The 21,067-nt window shown below is 39.5% G+C and carries 17 protein-coding genes; 6 read left to right on the plus strand and 11 right to left on the minus strand.

The features are described 5' to 3' along the window. The first annotated feature begins 69 nt into the window (after positions 1 to 69). Together Q1A31_RS09945 and Q1A31_RS09950 are read left to right on the plus strand one after the other, a co-directional pair. Entirely contained in the window at positions 70 to 876 is an 807-nt protein-coding gene (locus tag Q1A31_RS09945; protein ID WP_299875900.1) for an outer membrane protein assembly factor BamD, read from the plus strand. 187 nt (positions 877 to 1,063) lie between these two features. Then, on the plus strand, positions 1,064 to 2,626 hold the full coding sequence (locus Q1A31_RS09950; RefSeq protein WP_299875902.1) for a SulP family inorganic anion transporter: 1,563 nt from the start codon (positions 1,064 to 1,066) through the stop codon (positions 2,624 to 2,626). 61 nt (positions 2,627 to 2,687) lie between these two features. Here Q1A31_RS09950 and Q1A31_RS09955 read toward each other — a convergent pair whose 3' ends face one another. Next, positions 2,688 to 3,344, minus strand: coding sequence for an HAD-IA family hydrolase (locus tag Q1A31_RS09955; protein ID WP_299875903.1), 657 nt, complete (start codon positions 3,342 to 3,344; stop codon positions 2,688 to 2,690). A 47-nt stretch (positions 3,345 to 3,391) separates the two neighbouring features. Next, positions 3,392 to 4,435, minus strand: coding sequence for an RluA family pseudouridine synthase (locus Q1A31_RS09960; RefSeq protein WP_299875905.1), 1,044 nt, complete (start codon positions 4,433 to 4,435; stop codon positions 3,392 to 3,394). 590 nt (positions 4,436 to 5,025) lie between these two features. On the opposite strand from Q1A31_RS09960, the gene Q1A31_RS09965 reads away from it, so the two are divergent. Then, positions 5,026 to 8,106, plus strand: a complete 3,081-nt coding sequence (locus Q1A31_RS09965; RefSeq protein ID WP_299875907.1) for an Rne/Rng family ribonuclease — start codon at positions 5,026 to 5,028, stop codon at positions 8,104 to 8,106. A gap of 159 nt (positions 8,107 to 8,265) precedes the next feature. Here Q1A31_RS09965 and Q1A31_RS09970 read toward each other — a convergent pair whose 3' ends face one another. From Q1A31_RS09970 to Q1A31_RS10005, 8 genes are all read right to left on the minus strand, one after another. Beyond that, the gene (locus Q1A31_RS09970; RefSeq protein ID WP_299875909.1) at positions 8,266 to 8,760 is read right to left on the minus strand and encodes a low molecular weight protein-tyrosine-phosphatase; all 495 of its coding nucleotides are present in this window, start codon (positions 8,758 to 8,760) and stop codon (positions 8,266 to 8,268) included. A 7-nt stretch (positions 8,761 to 8,767) separates the two neighbouring features. After that, positions 8,768 to 10,678: a TrkA family potassium uptake protein gene (locus tag Q1A31_RS09975; protein WP_299875911.1), complete on the minus strand. Its 1,911-nt coding sequence runs from the start codon at positions 10,676 to 10,678 to the stop codon at positions 8,768 to 8,770. 40 nt (positions 10,679 to 10,718) lie between these two features. Beyond that, a complete protein-coding gene (locus Q1A31_RS09980) occupies positions 10,719 to 11,102 on the minus strand; it encodes a DUF6394 family protein (RefSeq protein ID WP_299875913.1) in 384 nt (127 codons plus the stop codon). Between the two features lie 157 nt (positions 11,103 to 11,259). Next, positions 11,260 to 11,826 carry a dCTP deaminase gene (gene dcd / locus Q1A31_RS09985; protein WP_299875915.1) on the minus strand — a complete coding sequence of 189 codons (567 nt, stop codon included), beginning with the start codon at positions 11,824 to 11,826 and terminating at the stop codon, positions 11,260 to 11,262. A 56-nt stretch (positions 11,827 to 11,882) separates the two neighbouring features. After that, positions 11,883 to 12,374 (minus strand): LEA type 2 family protein, encoded by a 492-nt coding sequence (locus Q1A31_RS09990; RefSeq protein WP_299875917.1) that lies wholly within the window; start codon positions 12,372 to 12,374, stop codon positions 11,883 to 11,885. Positions 12,375 to 12,564: 190 nt separating this feature from the next. After that, positions 12,565 to 13,656: an iron-sulfur cluster carrier protein ApbC gene (gene apbC, locus Q1A31_RS09995; protein ID WP_299875919.1), complete on the minus strand. Its 1,092-nt coding sequence runs from the start codon at positions 13,654 to 13,656 to the stop codon at positions 12,565 to 12,567. A gap of 229 nt (positions 13,657 to 13,885) precedes the next feature. After that, positions 13,886 to 14,479, minus strand: coding sequence for a DUF1353 domain-containing protein (locus tag Q1A31_RS10000; RefSeq protein ID WP_299875921.1), 594 nt, complete (start codon positions 14,477 to 14,479; stop codon positions 13,886 to 13,888). A 124-nt stretch (positions 14,480 to 14,603) separates the two neighbouring features. Further along, positions 14,604 to 16,010 (minus strand): heme peroxidase family protein, encoded by a 1,407-nt coding sequence (locus Q1A31_RS10005; protein ID WP_299875923.1) that lies wholly within the window; start codon positions 16,008 to 16,010, stop codon positions 14,604 to 14,606. A gap of 376 nt (positions 16,011 to 16,386) precedes the next feature. On the opposite strand from Q1A31_RS10005, the gene Q1A31_RS10010 reads away from it, so the two are divergent. The 3 genes from Q1A31_RS10010 (at position 16,387) to Q1A31_RS10020 (ending at position 19,622) form a co-directional block, all read left to right on the plus strand. Then, entirely contained in the window at positions 16,387 to 17,157 is a 771-nt protein-coding gene (locus tag Q1A31_RS10010; RefSeq protein WP_299875925.1) for a hypothetical protein, read from the plus strand. 71 nt (positions 17,158 to 17,228) lie between these two features. Beyond that, positions 17,229 to 18,407 carry a M20 aminoacylase family protein gene (locus Q1A31_RS10015; RefSeq protein WP_299875926.1) on the plus strand — a complete coding sequence of 393 codons (1,179 nt, stop codon included), beginning with the start codon at positions 17,229 to 17,231 and terminating at the stop codon, positions 18,405 to 18,407. Positions 18,408 to 18,554: 147 nt separating this feature from the next. Further along, positions 18,555 to 19,622, plus strand: coding sequence for a hypothetical protein (locus Q1A31_RS10020; protein WP_299875928.1), 1,068 nt, complete (start codon positions 18,555 to 18,557; stop codon positions 19,620 to 19,622). A gap of 92 nt (positions 19,623 to 19,714) precedes the next feature. Here the strand turns inward: Q1A31_RS10020 and Q1A31_RS10025 are convergent, their stop codons facing one another. Beyond that, positions 19,715 to 20,923 carry a GNAT family N-acetyltransferase gene (locus tag Q1A31_RS10025; protein ID WP_299875930.1) on the minus strand — a complete coding sequence of 403 codons (1,209 nt, stop codon included), beginning with the start codon at positions 20,921 to 20,923 and terminating at the stop codon, positions 19,715 to 19,717. Between the last annotated feature and the right edge of the window lie 144 nt (positions 20,924 to 21,067).

The raw sequence follows: 21,067 nt of genomic DNA on the forward strand, positions 1-21,067 counted from the left end.
ACTGCTGTATAATTAAGCAGATAAAAGAAGTGAAAAATAAAACAAGTACATAATAACCAAGGGCCTTTCATGAACACACTTAAACCTTCTATTAATCACAACAATTCTAATTCCATTTGGATAATTGCAGTGATGATATTTCTTTCGGTAATGCTTAGCTCATGCTCACAAAAGAAGAAAAATATATCAGCAGAAGATTCAAAAGCTACAGCTCAGCAATTATTTAAAGACGCCAGAATTTCGATGGACTCCAAGAACTACGAAGAAGCGATTAAAAAATATGAAGCTTTGGAAGCGAAATACCCACTAGGTCGTTATGCACAACAGGCTTTATTAGAACAAGCTTATGCTTACTACAAATATGATGAGCCAGACACTGCTTTAGACACAATCGATCGTTATATGCGTGTTTATCCAAGAAGCCCACGCATGGATTACGCTTTGTATTTGAGAGGTCTGGTTAATTATAGTCGTGGTGGAAGCATTATCGATAAAGTATTCCCACGTAATTTCTCTGATCTAGATGGTGTTCGCCAAAAAGAAGCGTTTCAGGATTTCTCAACGCTAATCACTAGACACCCAAAAAGCCCTTATGCCGTTGATGCTAGAAAACGCATGCATTATTTAAAAAACACACTGGGTGAATCAGAAGTAAATATCGCTAAATATTATATGAAACGCGGCGCTTACCTCGCAGCTTTTAATCGTGCAGATTATACAATCAAGCATCATCAGGGTACGCCTGCTGTAATTGAAGCACTTCAGATCAAAGTCTGCGCATCAAGAAAACTGGGTAAAACAGGTTTAGCTGATGACACTATGAGAATTATCAAATTAAACTTTCCGACAAAAACCAAATTTTCTTGCTTACAATAGATGACTAACCTCTAATTAAAGAATTAAGAGCTTCCGATATGGAAGCTCTTTTTGTATATATCGTAGTGACAACCGCTAAGAATTTACTAATAAAGAAACTTACTTATCTTATATTCAGCTAATAGGTATTATCTTTATTTAAAAACTGTATACTTGCGCCCAAAATCATCAAGCCAAGTAATTTCACATGTTTAGCATAATTTCACACCGTCCAGAAAGTATTAAAAACGACCTACTTTCGGGGCTTACTGTTGCACTCGCCTTAGTTCCAGAAGCAGTAGCTTTCGCCATCCTTGCACATTTACATCCTCTAACCGGTTTATATGCCGCTTTTACTGTAGGTTTAATAGCCGCCATTGTTGGTGGTCGACCTGGAATGATTTCTGGTGCCACAGGAGCAATAGCCGTAGTAGTCGGCACGCTGGTACTACAGCATGGCCAAGAATACCTATTTGCCGCCGTTATGATGATGGGTTTAATCCAAATCATTTTCGGCATTTTGAAAATGGGTAAATTTATTCGACTGGTTCCTCACCCTGTTTTCTTAGGCTTTGTAAATGGTCTGGCATTGGTGATTTTAATCGCCCAGTTTGAGCACTTTAAAGTTCCAGGGCCTAACGATACTCACGAATGGATTACTGGTTCAGCACTTTATATTATGATTATCTTAATAGTGCTTACTATGGCAATTATTCAGTTACTCCCTCGCTTTACCAAAGCAGTACCTTCAACACTTGCTGCGATTATCGTTGGTACATTGCTCGTTATTGGTCTTAACCTTGATACGCGCACTGTAGCTGATATGGCTTCTATCAAAGGTGTTTTCCCTCCATTCCATTTGCCAGAAGTTGATCTATCCTGGGAAGCATTCAAAATCGTTTTCCCTTATGCAATTGTGATGGCGCTTGTTGGCTTAATCGAAAGTTTATTAACGCTAAATCTTGTAGATGAATTAACAGAAACCACTGGTCATCCTAATCGCGAATGTATCGGTCAAGGTGTTGCCAACACAGTAACAGGCATGTTCAGCGGTATGGGTGGTTGTGCAATGGTTGGTCAGAGTATTATCAATATCAAGTCAGGCGGTAGAAGTCGCCTTTCAGGTATTTCAGCTTCGATATTTTTACTCATCTTTATTCTCTACGCCTCATCGCTGATTGAAGTGATTCCAATTGCAGTGCTAGTAGGCGTTATGTTCATGGTAGTTATCGGAACATTCGAATGGGGTAGCTTGCGTTTGCTGGGCAAAATTCCAATTACCGACTGGTTGATTATCGTAGCTGTAACTGCAATCACTGTTATCTCAGATAACCTGGCTCTTGCGGTAATCATTGGTGTCATTCTTTCTGCCCTGGTTTTTGCCTGGGAACACGCGAAACACATTGATGCAGAAGTACGAATAGACCGCATGGGCAACAAAGTCTATGAGATTACCGGGCCGTTGTTTTTTGCCTCTATCAGTAACTTCCAGGAAATATTTACACCTAGAGAAGATACCGATGATGTGGTGGTTGATTTCAAAAATTCACGTATTGCTGATCATTCAGCTATAGAAGCGATCGATAAACTGGCGGACCGCTATGATCGTGCCGGTAAACGACTCCATATAAAACACCTGAGCAAAGAATGTCGAGTGTTATTGAAAAAGGCTGGACCTTTGGTAGAAGTAAATGTTGTTGAAGATCCTGATTATCATGTTGCCGCAGACAATGTTGCCGATAAGGTAAACTCTGGTTTAAATCTGAAGTAACCACATCTAAAAAGACACCCCCGTACTTATAGGCACTTTTTTCTTTGTGTTAAAAGTGTCTTTAAGCGTGATCGCTTAACCATTTCGGCAGTTGGTTGATATCATCAATAAACCCTACGGGCCCCTGTTTAAGCAATCTCAACAAATCATGCACGCCGTAACTCACCGCAAACCCATCAACCTTGGCATTATTTGCTAACTGCAAATCATATTCGCTGTCACCAATCATCAGTGCTTGTTTAGCATTGGTATTGTAATCGACCAGAATTTCTTCAAGCATCTGTGGATGTGGTTTAGAACGCGTTTCATCAGCACAACGCGTAATCGGGAAATACTGATGTAAACCCGTCTCGGATAATCCTTTATCTAAACCACGTCGTGATTTACCTGTGGCTACGGCTAATTCATAGCCTTTTTCTTTTAGCCCTACTAAAACGTCTTCCACTCCAGAAAATAACGGACTAGGTGTCTTATCTTTGAATAAATAGTGCTCTCGGTATGTCTGAGCGGCATGCTGCACTTCTTTAGGTTTTAGAATTGGGTAGAGGGCGATAATCGCTTCTTCAAGACCCAAACCTATGATATTGCTAATCTGCTCATTGCTTCGTGCTTCCAGACTTAATTCTGTAATCGCTGATTGCATGCAGTTAACGATTTGTACTTTGGAATCCATTAAGGTTCCATCCCAATCAAACACCAGTAGTGAGTATTTATCCATATTTTTCAGTTATTTATAAAGTAATTTAAAAAAGTAATCTAAAGAAATTATCTAAGTTGCTCTATTACAGCAGTCAGTTCCTTTGGTAAGTCTATTTTATAATCATAAACCTTACCGCTACTATTCAGCTTAAAATTCAAATGATAAGCATGCAAGAAAAGACGTTTCAATCCGATATCTTTTTTCGCCGCACGATTTGCCGCAAAATCACCGTATTGTGAATCGCCCATGACTGGGTTACCTAAATCTGCAAGCTGTGTTCTGATTTGATGCATTCGCCCCGTGAGGAGCTCTACTTCCATCAAACTATATTGTTGATAGAGCTTTATTGGCCTGAAGATACTTTCAGATTCTTTGGCTTTATCTGAATTTTTATCTTTGACGACTCTTACTTTTTGCTTACTGCCACGGTTTCGCTGTAAATGATTCTTAATATGCTGCTTGCCGCCCTGCCATTTACCCAATATTAACGTCTGGTAGAACTTATTGATTTGTTTCTGCTTAAGCATTTCATGTAATTCTAAGAGCACCCCCCTACTTTTAGCCAACATTACTATGCCACTGGTTTCTTTATCAAGTCGGTGCACCAGTTCTACAAAGGGTAATTCAGGGCGTAATTGCCTAAAACTTTCTATAAGACCAAAACGCACACCAGATCCACCGTGAACAGCTAATCCTGAAGATTTATTGATCAATATAATATCGTCATCTTCATGGATTATTGACTCTGATAAAGTGTCTAGAAACGATTTAGGGACAGTTTCCTGTTTTTCTTTAACCGGTAAATACACCGGTGGAATTCGAACGATATCCTGATCTTGTAATTTTAAGGTAGGTTTAGCGCGTTTTTTATTAACCCTGACCTCACCTTTACGCAAAATACGGTAAACGTAAGACCGAGGCGTATCTTTTAATTCTCTTAATAAGAAATTATCGATACGTTGACCGGCATGAGAAGCATCAATGGTTACAAATCTTACTTTATGCACTAATACGTTTTCAGGCATGGATTTTTTATTATCTTGATCAGAAACACGTTTTTTATCGGTCTCTTGTACTTTTTTAGTATTTGCTTCTGATGCTTTTTTCATGGGAGTGAGTTTACACAAGTGATATTTTAATTGTTGTGGAAAAACCTCCATATTGATATAATTAATAACTGATTTTAATGTATTTTTTGAAATCTAAAGATTTACTTAATCAAGATCAGATATATCTTATATCAACTTGATTTAAACGACAGCGTTTATCTGGTCGAAATGACAAACAGATAAATAATTAAAGGACGCAGCTCCTTGCCAATTAGAACAATTTTGAAGCTAATAACATAAAATTATCTTCAAAGCTTACACATCATTATTTAAAAATTTGTAATTATTTTGTAGAGACATTTGTAGTCATTTTGTAGTTATAACAATAACCTGAAAACAGGATTGGGCTAAAAACCAAACAGGGATTCTCAAGAAATTAGTTCTAAAGCTATAAGATAAAATAGCTTATTTAATATTAGTGTGTATTTTAAAATACATTTTTAAGCACCTTAATTGGCGTCTTATAGTGGTTTTTTGTGTAGATAGAAATCGTTAGTACCGTTTTTTGAACGTTAACAGACCTATCCTGACTGGCAATACGTGAGCTGTAGCATCGGTTAATTCCGATACAAAACAGGAAACGTACACCCATGAAAAGAATTTTAATAAACGCGACACAACAAGAAGAAATACGCGTTGCAATGGTCGATGGCCAATATCTTTATGATCTAGACATCGAACATCCCTTTAGAGCACAGAAAAAAGCCAATATTTATAAAGGCATAATCACCCGAGTTGAACCTAGTCTAGAAGCAGCATTCGTAAATTACGGCGCTGAAAGACACGGCTTCCTACCCTTCAAAGAAATTTCACGCGAATACTGGAACCAGTCTAAATCGAAGAAAAACGATAAGAACAAAGGTCGCCCATCAATCTCTGATGTAATCAAAGAAGGTCAGGAAGTATTACTCCAGGTAGACAAAGAAGAACGCGGCAACAAAGGTGCTGCTCTTACTACTCAAATTAGCTTAGCAGGTCGCTATTTAGTACTGATGCCAAACAACCCAAGAGCGGGTGGCGTATCACGTAGAATTGAAGGCGACGACAGAAACAAGATTCGTGAAATACTTGATCAATTAGATCTCGACGAAGGCATGGGAGCGATTGTTCGCACTGCTGGTGTTGGACGTGAGTTAGAAGAACTTACGTGGGACATGGAATACCTGAAAACGCTTTGGGCGGCTATTAAAGACGCGCATGAGCAAACAACGGCACCAAGCCTGCTATATCAGGAAAGCAATGTAATCATCAGAACACTGCGCGATTACTTCCGTAAAGATGTTGGCGAAATCATTATTGATAATGAGCGCGTTTATCAACAGGCACATGACTTCATCAATGCTGTTATGCCGCATAACCTAAACAAGCTTAAGCACTACACTGACAATGTGCCTTTATTCAGCCGTTATCAGGTAGAACACCAAATCGAATCTGCATTCCACCGTGAAGTGACTCTCCCTTCTGGTGGTGCAATAGTGATCGATCACACTGAAGCACTAACATCAATTGATGTTAACTCTGCGCGAGCTACCAAAGGCCGCAGCATTGAAGAAACAGCACTAAACAACAACCTTGAAGCAGCCGACGAAGTAGCAAGACAATTACGTCTTCGTGACCTTGGTGGTTTAGTTGTTATCGACTTTATCGATATGCAACCCAATAAAAACCAGCGCGCTGTTGAACGCCAGTTACGCGATGCTTTGAAAGTGGATCGCGCTAGAGTACAAATCTCGCGTATTTCGCGTTTCGGATTACTCGAAATGTCTCGTCAAAGACTTCGTCCTTCATTAGGAGAATCAAGCCAGATTGTGTGCCCACGCTGTAGTGGTCAAGGTACCATCCGTGGTATAGAGTCAATGGCTCTATCTATTCTTCGCCTCATGGAAGAAGAAGCGATGAAGGAGGGAACGGTTGAAGTAGTTGCTCAAACACCGGTTAAAGTTGCGACGTTTATTCTCAATGAAAAACGTAAAAGCCTGACTGAAAGTCAAGCGCGCCATAATCTTCAACTGACTGTATTACCTAACCCAGAATTGGAAACTCCTCATTACGAGATTATTCGTCGCAAAGAAAGCGATGTAGAAGATTCAGCGGTTCAAAGCTACAAGCAAATAACCAAGCCAGAAGTGCAGCCAGAAAGCACCAAAGAAACTATGCCGCAATCAGTAGAAACTGCGGTAGTTAGCAATGTAACTCCTGCTAGCCCTGCTCCTGCACCTCAAGCTATCGCGGAAACGAAAAACCCTGGTGTCGTTACTCGTATATTCAGTGCTCTATTCGGCAGCAAGAAAGTCGAGGAAGCTGTAGAAGAGCCAAAGACTCGTCAACGCCCAGAAAAGAAACCAGAACCAGCTCGTAATAGCAGTAACAATCGAACGCGTAATACTAATTCTCGTAACAATAACAATCGTTCAAATAATAATCGCAGAAAGCCTAACAGCAATCAGAATGCAAATAAAAATAATCGCAATCAGAATGCTAATCCAAACGCCAAAGGCAATAATGCGAATAAGCCTACTCAGGATAACAATCAGCCAAATGCATCCCAGGCTAATGACAACCAAGCTAATGGCAATATAAAAGATAACACCAAGTCACAGGCTCCTAGGCAGCAAGGTAAGCGTAACAATAACAGACCAAGACAAAACCAGAAGAATAACGCTGCAGAAGTTGATAACAAGCAAAATTCAGTAGCTGAGAATGCTGGCAATCAGAATAACCAGCCTGCCAATCAAGCTAGAGCAAAACAGGAAAATAAAGCGCCAAAACAAAACCGTAAGCCTAAGTTCGAAAAAGACAATACCAAGCCTAATGAGACGACTAAACAAGCAGAAGTTCAACAGGATCAATCTCCCATCGAGATTAAAATTCCTGCTTCTCCTAAATCGACTAAAAAGCCAGGCACAGATAAAGCAGCAGCTAAATCATCGACTTCAGAAGCACCGACTTCAAAGTCATCATCTGCTTCAACTTCTGAATCTACATCGACAAGTAAGCCTTCAACGGCTGATACGGCCAATAAACCAGTAACTGATAATAAAGATAATACTTCTGTAGAAACGAAAACGAAAAGCACAACTGCTGAATCCAGGCCAGAAACCGCTAAAGCTGAGACAAAAACTCAAACCAGAAGATCTAGATCAGCTAAACCTGCAGATGTAAAACCTGCTGAAGCTAAATCTGCTGAGGCTAAAAGTACCACTAAAAAGCCAGCTGCAAAGAGAAAAGCTCCAGCTAAGGAATCCTCTACAGAGGCTAAAACATCAGAAACCAGAGGCACTGAGACATCTACTCCTGCTAAACCAGCTACGGCTAAAACCTCAACCACAACGACTCGTCGTAAAACAACAGCGAAGAAGGATGATACGGCAGATAAAGCGAATACTTCTGCAAAAGCCAAGGCAAAGCCGAGTGCGACTAAAAAGCCTGCTCCCAAAAAACGTGCTCCAGCTAAAGCGAAGAAAACGGAAAGCGAAACTGCTGCCCCAAAAGCAGCAGACAAAGCTAGTGAAGCGGTGGTTAAATCACCAACTACCGCTCCTGTAGCGGCGAGTACTACAACTAAGAAAAGATCTTCTTCTGCTAATGCGCCTGAAAATTCAGAGAAACCAGTAGAAGTTGTGGTGAAGAAACCAGAATCTAAAACACCTTCGCAAGAAGTCAGTGAATAAGCTCATGAGCAATTTAATCTGAGATGATTAGATATTAGCAATAAGCTCAAATGAAAAAGCCCAAAAGTGAATAACTCTTGGGCTTTTCTTGTTTATATGAAATCCAAACTTATTCTCAAACACTCAATAGATTATATAAACATGGTCAAATCATCAGTCCTATAGATCATTCTTTATAATATGTTCCAATAAACCTTCCGCAGCTGCTTGCACCATATCAAAGACCTGGTCAAAACCATTGTCTCCACCATAATAAGGATCAGGCACTTCATCGTTATCCCATACTGAAGTGAACTCCATAAACAGGTGTAGCTTGGCTTTTCGATCATATTCAGACTGTTCACCTAGATGTTTAAGGTTTTCATAATTAGAGCGATCCATAGCGATGATATAATCAAAACCATTAAAATCTTCAACAACTGCTTTTCTGGCTGTCTGGCTAGACAGGTCAATGCCTTTACTTAATGCTGTCTTTTGCGAGCGTGAATCTGGTTGTTCACCAATATGATAAGCGTGAGTTCCCGCGGAATCGATATCAATACTATCCAGTAAATTTCGTTGTTTTACGGTATGACGAAACACACCTTCTGCTGTGGGAGAACGGCAGATATTACCCATACAAACAAACAATACAGAGACTTTATCTTTATTCATATTTACTCTAATCCTCTTTATTGATGTCTTTTACTGGTAAATCTTCTGGCTGTTTTTTCTTTTGATTTTCTGACAGCTTCTTTTCATCCAATAATTGATTATCTGCTTTGTCAGCAATGTTCTTATCTGTATTTTCATTGTCGAGCTCATTATCAGATTGACTCTCTTCAATCATTAGATCATCAACAACATTTATTTTGCTATTGTACTTGTTATGCCTGCGCTCCCAGAGCTTTCTTAAAACCCAGCCAGTAGGTTTATCTTCGCCGGTTAAAATATACTCCAGCAAATTAATATTTTTAAGACTGTGGATCATACAATCTCGAGCTGCTGTACTTCCACACATCAGGTAGCGATCGCCTTCTTTTATGAAACGATTACCTTCTGGCAAAATCACATTGCCATCACCTCTTCGCAAAAAAAGCGGAAGCGATTTCTTTTGATAATTTGTAGATCCTTCCTCAACCGTTTTTATTCCGTATAAAATATCAGAAACCAGTAGTTGTTGATTTTGTAACACTTTATGTAAGGCAGGAGTTTGTTCGGCATTGATTGATAATTCCCATAGCTCAGGAATATCATTTTCGACAACACCAATAATGCTACTGACTAATTCATTGGCGCGATCATTTTTAAAACGCGAAACAATGCGCAAGAAATCACCAAGTAACGGCGTTTTAATTAGAGCAAAGATAGTATTGGATATAACACTACCTCGTTGCATCACCATATTCAGATGTGCCGCTTCAAAAAGGTGCGCATTCTTATCTTCATTCTGACGCGCCACTCTGAATAGATCGGGGTTTTCTTCAAATGCGGTCATCAGGATTGATAGGTTATTCGCATCAACATTAGTACCCGCTATAATTCCAACCGCTTCTTTGATTCCAGCTTTGCGCAAGGTGGCGGCTTCGGTTGCGCGACCTATAACGGTTCCAGCGGGTAGATCTCGTATAGACCTATCTGATTCAATGACCCGTAATTCTACATCTTCATCATCCAGATGCTCATACAGTGAATTTCCAAAACGACCAAAACCAGAGATGATCCATAATCCTGGCTCTAAATCTGGTGGTTCTTTCATCACTTGATGCGTAATCCCAGTCATCCAGTCATATAAGCAGTAAAGACTGGGTGATCGGATAGCTAATGCCAGTCGCGAGGCAAAGGTCTCGAACGGATTGATGACTTCATTCGCACCGAAAGACAATATATTGGCCTCTGCCTCCGGTGTCTCTGCACGTGCAATCAATCGTAAATCGGGATTCAACAGTTGCGCCACAATGGCTACCGTCAAATTGACCGTATCATCATTAGCGAGAGTCACCATACCCTGACACCATCGATGGGTAACGCCTGCCATCTCCAGGTATTCGGATTGAGAAGCATCCGCACAAAGAGCGAATACAGGCGATTTAAAATCATCTCCTTCCAGTTCAGTAATACGATTTTCATCGATATCAATAACGACACACAAAATATGTTCGTTGGTTAACGATCGCGTTAATTGCGTGCCAGTATCACCATAACCACAGACGATATAGAAAGGTTCGCGGATATTGCCTACACGTCTGCGAAAACTATTAATTCGTAATTGTTGTCGAAATACGGCATCCTGGAAAATGCTGAGCAGCATACCAATGCAATAAAGCCAGGCGACAACCGTGGCATACATCGTGATTAACGCCCAGAAGCGTTGCGTATCGGTAAAGGCGTAGGGTATTTCACCAAATCCAATGGTGGTTGCCATAAAGCTGACAAAATAGAAGGCATGGAAAAAAGACATGTCCCATGGAGCCCCCTGATCATCGACACCAGGTATCAGTACGAAACCCAGTATAGAAATCGAATAGACTGCAACTAGTACAATCAGCGGCGAACGCAACCGCCGAAACAGAATATGAAATAAACTAGACATGATTCAAACTAATGAAGGCTAGATCAAGGTTCACGACCTATTATCTGCGAACTGTGATAGTTTCTGACACTAATAAAATGACCGAAATTATATTAGCCAGTAAAGCACCACCGGAGAGAGATACGACTATTGATAAGGTTTCACCATTGAGAGAGGTGCCTGACACATGCTCAGTATAGCCCCAGACAACCGCAGCGGCGATTAACTGTAAATCTGCGACCAGGCTAGTCGCCAGAAAAACTGCCCCCAGATGAGTACGATCACCCACTTTTAAAATAGTAGAAATCAAGCTAACAACTAATGCTGCATAGAGTTCATAGATATTATGATGACTGGCATTGTCCATACCACCCAGAAAAAAACCGAAGTTAAGTGTCAGTGCCAACACAATGAAAAATGCGAATATGACTTTTTCTGAATTCATAAGTGAGCCTTTTGAAAAGAAACAGGAATAGGTTTAATTATAGTTGTAGTAGTTGTCAGTAGTATAAAAAGTCACCCCCCTACTTTTAGGCACTTTTTTTGTAGCTTAAATAACTAATTCAACAATATCAGCACTACATCAACTACCAGTACAACTATTAAGTCTTAGGTAATGTAACGCCTTGCTGACCTTGATATTTTCCACCACGATCTTTGTAAGATGTTTCACAAATTTCATCGGATTCAAAAAACAACATTTGTGCTACACCTTCATTGGCGTAAATCTTCGCAGGGAGTGGTGATGTATTTGAGAATTCCAGGGTTACGTGTCCTTCCCATTCTGGTTCTAAAGGCGTTACATTCACGATAATACCGCAACGCGCGTAGGTTGATTTACCCAGACACACCGTCAACACACTTCTTGGAATCCTGAAATATTCAACAGTACGTGCCAATGCAAATGAGTTCGGCGGAATAATACAAACGTCTGATTGGATATCAACAAAGCTGTCTTCATCAAACGCCTTTGGATCTACAATCGCTGAATTGATATTGGTAAATATCTTAAACTCATCCGCACAACGTACATCATAACCATAACTTGATGTTCCGTAAGAAACGATCTTCTGGTTATCTTTCTCACGCACCTGACCCGTTTCGAACGGCTCAATCATGCCTTGCTGTTCCGACATTCTGCGGATCCATTTATCAGACTTTATACTCATAAGTTCTCTACTTGATTAATAGTTATAGTGAGGGAATATAACCCTTTTACTGGATATTACTGGATAATGCTGCTACCGGCGCGATTGAAAGGTATCTTAAACCAAGGTAAATGGATTGATCCACCAAGGTCATAATTTACACTTCGATTCCGTAATAAACCTGGCAACATATTCAGCATATTACTAAAACTGAATTGTAATGGAATTTCTAACTTTTGGCTTTGTTTTGCACCAATAGTGACACGCTCTGATTTATTGCCTTCAGCGACTTGAACACCATTTAGACGTAAACCGTAATCCAGACCAGTTAATGGAATAGCAAAGCTATTTGGATTCTGAATATCTAAAACAAAAGTAGCACTACCGCCACTTAGACTGAAATTTCCCATCTCTACTTTGTGTACTTGAATGGTTGGCTGTTCGACAAAGCCTTTGATACCACCAGATGAACATGCTGAAAGAAAAGCGGCAAGTACCACGACTAAAAGCTTAGCGTAAATAGACTGGCTAAAAAAGTGGCTATAAGTGGGGGGGTGAGTTTTTCTCATTATTTTGTAGGCCCTTTATTATTGATAATAAAATGATAAGAATGGATCTATAAATAGATCATAAATGCTTAAAAATCAGCGTTATATTAAAACAAAAATGCCCCATAAGAAACCTTATGGGGCATTTCGAAACAAACAGCTAGCAAACGACTGCTAAACAGTCGCTTCTAAGCTAAATGTAAACTCACTATTAAGTATTTTGAATAACGATATTCGGGAACTTAGTACTGTAATCTTTACCCTTAGACGCTAGTCTAGCTGACATTTTACGAGAGATTTCTTTGTACAACTCGGAAATCTTTCCATCAGGATCAGCAACAACCGTCGGTCTACCTTCATCAGCTTGCTGACAAATTGTGTAATCCAAAGGCAATGCACCAAGATAATCAACATCTGACTCATCCGCCATACGTTTACCGCCGCCTTCGCCAAAGATATGTTCAGCATGACCACATTCGCTACAAATGTGAATGCTCATATTCTCGACCACACCAAGAACAGGCACTTCCACTTTCTCAAACATTTTTAGACCCTTACGCGCATCCAGCAATGCAATGTCTTGAGGCGTAGTCACGATTACAGCACCACTCACAGGGATTTTCTGCGATAAGGTTAGCTGTGTGTCACCCGTTCCAGGAGGAAGATCAACAATCAGGTAATCCAGCTCACCCCAGTTTGTATCATTTAGTAATTGCTCAAGTGCCTGAGTAACCATCGGACCACGCCAGATCATTGGCGTATCTTCTTCAACTAGAAAACCAATCGACATCGCTTTGATATCGTAATTCACCATAGGCTCAAGTGTTTTTCCATCTGGAGATTCAGGCTGACCAGAAATACCCAGCATACGTGGCTGACTTGGCCCATAAATATCAGCATCTAACATACCTACCGATGCGCCATCCGCAGCCAGTGCTAATGCAATATTCACAGAAGTGGTCGATTTACCCACACCACCTTTACCAGACGCCACAGCGATTATATTTTTGATACCTTCGATTCGCTTAAGACTCTTTTGCACCGTATGTGCTGCTATTTTTTGTTCAACAGTGACTTCAGCTTTTGAGATACCAGCCTCGGCTTCTAATTTAGCTTTAACTTCATCAGCCAATTCATCTCTGTAACCACCAGCCGGGTAGTTTTGCTCTAGACGAACAAAAACCGTATCACCTTTAATATCAACATCTTTAACAATATTTGCAGCAACTAGATCTTTTTCTAGATAGCGCTCTTGAATGCTTTGTAAGACTGCATCTACTTGCTCGCGTGTAACTTCCGACATGTATGTATCTCCTAAAACTGTCTATTTTTATTGGGTGTTTGAGATTTACCAGAACTGTAAATTTCGTAAGTGGCGTGGATATTACACTAATTAGTTTAAACTGAATATTAGTGTGGATTAATATCCTTAAATATAAACAGAATATAAGATAAGTTGCTGTAAATTACAGTATCAATGAAGTTTATTTTTCGACAATTTCTTAAATTGTTAAATATCAGGCATCTGAAATTTACTCTTTGTCATTTTTTATTGCTTTGCTCACTGACTTTTTAAGGTTTTGTTCATCGCTTCCGTTTTTATCAATTACACTTTCATCAATGCTTTTCTCAGACTTAACCTTATTTGGTATAACTTGTTCCATTGTTCTTTTAAGAATACCCGGACGATTACTTTTAGTTTCATGATCAATAATATGATCTTTAGCAACCCTATTTAAACCCGCTTCTCTATCCCATGAGTTTCTTGCCCATGCCCACCAACCAAAACTTCTTATCGCTAAATAAATCAGTTTCTTTATGATCGGCTGAACTTCTAAAACAGTCATCGCTTCCAGCATGATATTATCTGATTGCAAACGGCTTCGTTTCTGTGTCCAGTACAACCAATCGTGGATGACGCTAGCATTCCCGTAGACACCCCATTTAGGCAATGCCCACCACAACAAACGAGGTACGGATGCAAAATCAGTAACAAATCCTAGATCAACTTGAATTCTATCGCCGCTATCTTCGGCGCCGACATCGTAGAAAAAATCTTTATATATTATCCATGACTTACCATCCGCAAGTGGGGTGACAATAAGTGCTTCTGTGAATTGACTCATAAAATCCTCCGTTCTAAGGATTGAATTCACACCCCCCTACTTATAGGCAGTTTTACAAATAGACAAACCATAGTCCTACATGTAGAAAGGTGTTTCTTTTATCATAGCTACTCATTAAATCCCACTAAAAAGATAGCATCTCACCCAGTGTAGAAACGTTCACTCCATCACTTGGCTCCCAGTTTCTATTCACAGTCATATACGACCTTGAATCTGCTTCCATCAAACCAATCAAAGTTTCAGCAACTATACGAGCACCCACTGGGCCGAGTCCTTCTCCTTTATCAAAAGTACCCGTACTTGTTTCTCTACCTATTTGTTCTGCTTCAGATAAAAGATAAAACCATAATGGCGTACCCGTTGATAAATCTACATTATTGCCAGCTACTGTTTGAGCATTACTGCTAACGCTATCGATTTCTACCTGAGGTCTCTGCATTGCTTGTGCAATATTTTCACCAGAAGGCAGCAGAAAACTTTGACCACGTAATAAATTTCGGGTAGCTAACGATTGTTCACTGGTACTGGCAATAAAAGGTAGCTTCAATAAATCTGTTGCTAGTTTGGTGTCGAGCTTTTCAGCCATTTGCACATTTCTACCAGCATTGCTGTGGACTATTTCTAACCAGTCTACAATACCTCTGGCGTCGCTCAATGGCTCAAACCCTCTACCAAGCAATGCACCAAACAATTCCAGCGCAGAATCATTTTTCTGTATCTGAATTTTCTGAGGAATCATTGAATGGCCAAAACGGTAAGCTGCCACTGAAAACTCAATCGGAATATACGCATCACCAAATTGTGCTTTGTAATATTTACAGCCACTGCCTAAAATATCATTCACCACGGCACCACCGCACATTTTCACTAAAAAATCATGAACTACTACCCACTGATAATGCCAAGTTGTGTATTCACGCGAATGCTCGTATAACTCAGCACCAGAATAGTCAGCCGATAAATGATCAACAACATGATTATGAAAATTAATCATCGCCAGTTGTAACTGCGAAATGACGCGATTTTCATCATTTCTTGGATCACCTATAATTGCACGACCGTGAATAGATCTGACTAAATCTGCAGCTTCTAGCTGTGTAGGGTTAGCCAAGTCAGCGCCTGTCAGCAACTTAATTCCTGAGAAATTTCCTTGAGATGAATATAGGTAGGGTTGTGCTTCAGGTCCATTTCCATAAATATTATCCAGATCAAGTGATGGGCTTCTAGCATTATGCAGCTGAGTCACATCAGTTGTTGAAGACAAACTCGACATTACATCAAGGGTAATATCGTGATCTATGAATTGGCCAAAAAACACGTCACCTACTGCTACAGTACTGGTACGGTTGGAGTTTGTACCACCATCCATTGGCCCACCTTGTTTGCCTAGTTCTTTTAATGAACCAGGATAAGTACTTAAAGGGGGTAAATTAAACATTCTGCCAAAACTTTCGCCTGGACTTCTATGATGAAATGGAGAACAAAAAGCATCGATTCCATCGAGTGTATGCATACCATGATTATCAGACATTTGAACGACTCCTCGCTTAGAGTTAGATTGAATTACGTATCCTGAGTATTTTTATTTTTTGAAATAGTGGATATGTAATCGAACAGCATACGAGCGGAGAATATTATTTCTGTGACTTATTTAACACTTTTGTACGATAATGATTTGTATAGCTGCTAACTAATTGATTCTTATTAGGTGTAAAAAAATATTTGGCAATGCAATTGATAGATAAGCTAAAGATAATTGTTAAAAGCACATTATCTGAAGTTCTACTTTTGGTATTTAATTAACACGAACATCTCCCGTTTTTTTACAATTACTGCGTAACATCACTTAAACTGTTTCTATTGATAAATAACTCGTGGCTGACATTTATGCTAAAAACTCGCTATTCATGAATTTTAAAACAATAAGAATCACCATTCTCTTGCTCATTCTTGCTTATGTCGGGTTTGATACGTTTTTAACTGACCAACGGGCAACAGATTGGAAACGTTCTTTGCGAGTTGTAATCTATCCTATTAATGCTGATGGAAGCGAAGCTAGTGCTGATTATATTGCTCAAATTGAAGAGTCTAATTACGAAATAATTAACGATACTCTGGTTGAATTAGGTAATAACTTCAATAAGGACTTTTCTATACCCGTAAGCATAAAATTAGCGCCAGAGATTAAATCGCTTCCACCTAAGTTACCTGAAAATAGAAGCATGTTAAAAGTTATGTGGTGGAGTATAAAGTTACGTTACTGGGCATGGAATGAAGATAACTACGAAGGTATCAAACCACAGATTCGTTCTTATGCCTTGTTTTATGATCCTGAAGACCATAAAGCACTCAAACATTCCACCGGCTTGAAGAAAGCCAAGATTGCAATTAATCATTTGTTTGCAGATAAGAAATACAATGGTCAAAATAATGTAGTCATCATGCACGAGCTTTTTCATACACTAGGTGCAACTGATAAATATGATCTACACTCTGGGTTACCCATATATCCAGAAGGTTATGCAGAACCTTCACGAGAGCCATTACATCCTCAAGCACTCGCTGAAATTATGGGCGGCCAAATTGCTGTATCTCGATCTGAAATTAAAATGCCAGATTCATTGGCTAAAGTCGTTATTGGGACAAAAACAGCAAAAGAAATCGGCTGGATAGATTAGAATTTTTTGATTATCGCTAGCCAGCGTTAATAGCAAATTATCAATTATACGTAAATAGATAGGTTAATAGAATGTCATCAATCGTAAAAGACTCAGAACTTCACCATCAAATGACTTCGTGGAGGCATTGGTTGCACCAACACCCAGAGCTTAGTTTTAATGAGTTATTAACCAGTGATTACATCGCTTCCGTTCTGGAAGGCAACGATATAGAACACCATCGTGGCTTAGCCAAAACAGGCATCGTTGCGACTATAAAAGGTAAGAAAGCAGGCGGTAGTATTGGTTTACGCGCTGATATGGATGCATTACCCATTCAAGAACTCAATGAGTTTGCGCATAAATCGCAACACGATGGAAAAATGCACGCCTGCGGTCACGATGGTCATAGCACCATGTTACTGGGTGCTGCGGTTTACTTAAAACAGCACAATGATTTTGCTGGAACCGTACACTTTATCTTTCAGCCAGCTGAAGAAGGCGGTTGTGGCGGTAAATTTATGGTCGAGGAAGGACTTTTCGATTTATTCCCCTGTGATTCTGTTTATGGCATGCACAATTGGCCTGGACTTGCTGCGGGTAAATTTGCGGTACACGATACCAATGTAATGGCCGCAGTGGATCAGATTAACATTACCATTACCGGCAAAGGTGGTCATGCAGCCATGCCAGATCAAGTCATTGATCCGGTATTGGCAGGCGCGCATGTAATTACCGCTTTACAGTCTGTAGTTTCAAGAAATGTACCCCCAGTAGAAACGGCCGTTATTAGTATTACAATCGTCGAAGCTGGGAGTATTTCTAATGTAATACCGAACGAAATGAAGTTGACGGGTACCCTGCGTCATTTTAATCCTGACGTTGGTGTAATGTTGAAACAAAGAATGAAAGAAGTCGTCGAAAACACTTGTGCCGCAATGGGTGCAACAGGTTCGCTTCATATCGAGCCAGGTTATCCGGCTACTATTAATACCCCCAAGCATGCCCAATTGTGTGCCGAATCTGCCGCTAGAATAGTTGGCGAAGAAAATGTCGTTCGGACGCTTCCGCCCAGTATGGGTGCAGAAGATTTCTCTTTTATACTCAACGCTAGCGAAGGCGCATACATCTGGATTGGAAATGGCGAAGTGCCTAAAGATGAACTCGCCGGCGGTTGTATGTTACATAATACTCAATACGACTTTAATGATGCAGTATCAGCAGATGGGGCAAGCTATTGGGTACAATTGGTTTATGATTTATTAAAATGACACCCCCCTACTTATAAGGGTTATTTTAACTGGTAGCTGTTTAGCGTTAAGCGGATTATCTAGATTGTTTTGGTGACAGACTGACTGGTTAAACATTTTTACAAACATTATGCTGTTTACTTATAAAAGGATTTTAATTAAGTAGCAATGACAGACATTTCACACCAACTTCACCGTGATGCTGAGTTACCGGATTCTCGAATCAGTGATTCGCAACTAAGTGATTCTCCAGTTACTATTTCTTCGACAAATAGTACGGACGGTTTTGACTGGAGCGATGAAGAATACAAAAATTTTAGCCGTGAAATACAACTGCTGAAACATGAATATCATAAGTCAGAATTATTCAGTGATGAATCCTTAATCAAACTTCTGGATGACTATCCAAGAACCTGGTTGCAATGTTATACCATGGGCACCAATCCAGAAAATCATAATGAATGGACGCCGGTGCATATTGCGGAAAGCAATGGTACTGAGATTATGCAGGCCTTGAAAAAAGGGCGTATCTGGATCAATGCGGTGAATATCGATAAGTACGATAAACACTACGGTAAATTAATCGAAGAGATGTATACAAAGATCAGTGCAAATTGTCCGCATATTCATAATTTGCGAAATGCATTTAATGCCCTATTGATTTCTTCACCTGGTATTCAGGTCTACTATCACTTAGATACCGACCCCAATATGTTATGGCATATCCGTGGGGTTAAAAAATTCTGGGTATATCCTGCGCGAGACAAACGTTTTACACCACAGAACTATATCGAAGAAATCGTTGCACAAGAACGCCATGAAAATATGCCCTACCAAAGCTGGTACGATGACCATGCCTACTCGGTATCATTAGAAGAAGGACAAGCAGTGAGCTGGCCTCAGCATTCTCCTCATCGAGTTGAAAATGTAACGGTTAACGTTTCTCTAACGAGTAGTTATGAATCTTCCGAAAGTCGCCGCTTAGTCGGTGTGCACGGTGCAAACTATTACTTCCTGAAAAAACTAGGTATTAAAAACAGGCCAACCAATACCCAGGGTGTTGTGCCTGCGCTTAAATCATTTAGTTATTATGTGTGTAATAAACTGAGCTTACTAAAAAAAGGCAGTCGCACCAGTACCTATGTTTCTGATATCAAGGTAGATGCTAATAGTGAAACTGGATTGAGCAAAATGAAGATTGCCAGTCGAACGGCTTTTTCTTATATAGATGAATGAATAATTGGTGAATAAAAGATAAATATATTTGAGTGCAGTTATTCTGTTAAATACGCTTTATATTTTTTGTAATTAGCATCAAATTAAAACAACTAAACGCGCAATAGCTTTTTTACCCATTGCTTAAAACTTCCGTGTATCCACTGATACAGAGAATATTTAAACCCAGTCTTATCATAAGATACCGAGTACATTATCTCGGTAGTTCCCGAATAGCGTTTCTTATATGTGCCTTCTTCATCTGAGTACATGAAATTAAAACGGGTTAACTGCGGATTATTAATACTACTTTCAATTTCCTTACTTAACATCGTTGTAAGTAATGAATAACGATGGCCATTTTCAGTTTCGAAGCCACTTTGGTAAGGGTGAATCGTATCCCCATCGATAAACGAATAAAGTGCTGCCACAGGCTGTTCACCAAAATGCAGTATTTTAAAACTGATCTGCTTTTTAGGTAATAAGCGCTTAATAACCCGACGATGAAATTTTACAAAATTCTCCTGTTCGAACACGCTGTGTTTTTTCATATCACCACGTCGTGAACGATTAAGCTCGGCCAGAATCTCAATAGACTCATTTACTTTCGCTTCATCATCTATGATATCAATCGAGTAATTTTGTTCAGACTCTAGTCTAGAGAAAGACCTGGTAATATTGTTGCGCATTTTCTTACGCAAACCCATTAGGTAATCTTTATAGGTCTCGGGTAAATCAATATAGGTCCTGAAGCCTTTTTCTTTTGTTTCTTTGATAATATTAAAAGAGCCATCTTTGATTTGTGTAGAAAACAATCTGGAAAGATAGGAGTTTTCTAATAGCTCATGGAATTTCATGCCATCCCATAGATCATTGTTTTTAGTCAAGAAGCTTGAAAAGCAATCTATGACTCGTTGCTCTTGTCCCTGCTGAATAATCAGATCCATATATTCCCCAAAAACATAACTGCCATCCGTTTCGCCTGTTCCTAACAGTATCAACTGGCGACTACAGGGGAAATATTTTTTGGGATTATTGATAATCTGGAAAGGAGCAATTCCAATGATTTGATTACGATTGTTAGTGCAAGTGAGAATATATAGCTGACGATTACCATCTTTTGCATAGGTTTCCCACCAGGTATATAGCCACTCCCAGGAAACAAAGACAGTACCTTTTGGCGAACTCTCGTTAATGGCATTCCACTGATTTCGAAGCGTAAAAAATTCTTCAGTTTTACTGATAATAGATACACGATTTGATAAAGCAGTGGTTTTTACCTCAGCTTTTTCTGCAGAAAATCTAACTTCTTGAGCTTGCATAAATAACTGTAGTGCTTTTCCTTTTTATTTACATGATGCTTTTAGTGTTTAATCACTGAAACTTAAATGATAAAAACGTAAAATTTCAAAAGTAGACATAATTTGAACAGTCATACTAGCTGATTAAAAGTAAAAGCACTTTTG

This window comes from uncultured Cocleimonas sp. (assembly GCF_947495625.1).
GTDB lineage: Bacteria > Pseudomonadota > Gammaproteobacteria > Thiotrichales > Thiotrichaceae > Cocleimonas.

What these genes read in the sequence shown, in the direction of transcription:
- Q1A31_RS09945 (WP_299875900.1), top strand. Translation starts at nt 70, where the DNA reads ATGAACACACTTAAACCTTCTATTAATCACAACAATTCTAATTCCATT.
- Q1A31_RS09950 (WP_299875902.1), top strand. Translation starts at nt 1,064, where the DNA reads ATGTTTAGCATAATTTCACACCGTCCAGAAAGTATTAAAAACGACCTA.
- Q1A31_RS09955 (WP_299875903.1), bottom strand. Translation starts at nt 3,344, where the DNA reads ATGGATAAATACTCACTACTGGTGTTTGATTGGGATGGAACCTTAATG.
- Q1A31_RS09960 (WP_299875905.1), bottom strand. Translation starts at nt 4,435, where the DNA reads ATGAAAAAAGCATCAGAAGCAAATACTAAAAAAGTACAAGAGACCGAT.
- Q1A31_RS09965 (WP_299875907.1), top strand. Translation starts at nt 5,026, where the DNA reads ATGAAAAGAATTTTAATAAACGCGACACAACAAGAAGAAATACGCGTT.
- Q1A31_RS09970 (WP_299875909.1), bottom strand. Translation starts at nt 8,760, where the DNA reads ATGAATAAAGATAAAGTCTCTGTATTGTTTGTTTGTATGGGTAATATC.
- Q1A31_RS09975 (WP_299875911.1), bottom strand. Translation starts at nt 10,678, where the DNA reads ATGTCTAGTTTATTTCATATTCTGTTTCGGCGGTTGCGTTCGCCGCTG.
- Q1A31_RS09980 (WP_299875913.1), bottom strand. Translation starts at nt 11,102, where the DNA reads ATGAATTCAGAAAAAGTCATATTCGCATTTTTCATTGTGTTGGCACTG.
- dcd (WP_299875915.1), bottom strand. Translation starts at nt 11,826, where the DNA reads ATGAGTATAAAGTCTGATAAATGGATCCGCAGAATGTCGGAACAGCAA.
- Q1A31_RS09990 (WP_299875917.1), bottom strand. Translation starts at nt 12,374, where the DNA reads ATGAGAAAAACTCACCCCCCCACTTATAGCCACTTTTTTAGCCAGTCT.
- apbC (WP_299875919.1), bottom strand. Translation starts at nt 13,656, where the DNA reads ATGTCGGAAGTTACACGCGAGCAAGTAGATGCAGTCTTACAAAGCATT.
- Q1A31_RS10000 (WP_299875921.1), bottom strand. Translation starts at nt 14,479, where the DNA reads ATGAGTCAATTCACAGAAGCACTTATTGTCACCCCACTTGCGGATGGT.
- Q1A31_RS10005 (WP_299875923.1), bottom strand. Translation starts at nt 16,010, where the DNA reads ATGTCTGATAATCATGGTATGCATACACTCGATGGAATCGATGCTTTT.
- Q1A31_RS10010 (WP_299875925.1), top strand. Translation starts at nt 16,387, where the DNA reads ATGAATTTTAAAACAATAAGAATCACCATTCTCTTGCTCATTCTTGCT.
- Q1A31_RS10015 (WP_299875926.1), top strand. Translation starts at nt 17,229, where the DNA reads ATGTCATCAATCGTAAAAGACTCAGAACTTCACCATCAAATGACTTCG.
- Q1A31_RS10020 (WP_299875928.1), top strand. Translation starts at nt 18,555, where the DNA reads ATGACAGACATTTCACACCAACTTCACCGTGATGCTGAGTTACCGGAT.
- Q1A31_RS10025 (WP_299875930.1), bottom strand. Translation starts at nt 20,923, where the DNA reads ATGCAAGCTCAAGAAGTTAGATTTTCTGCAGAAAAAGCTGAGGTAAAA.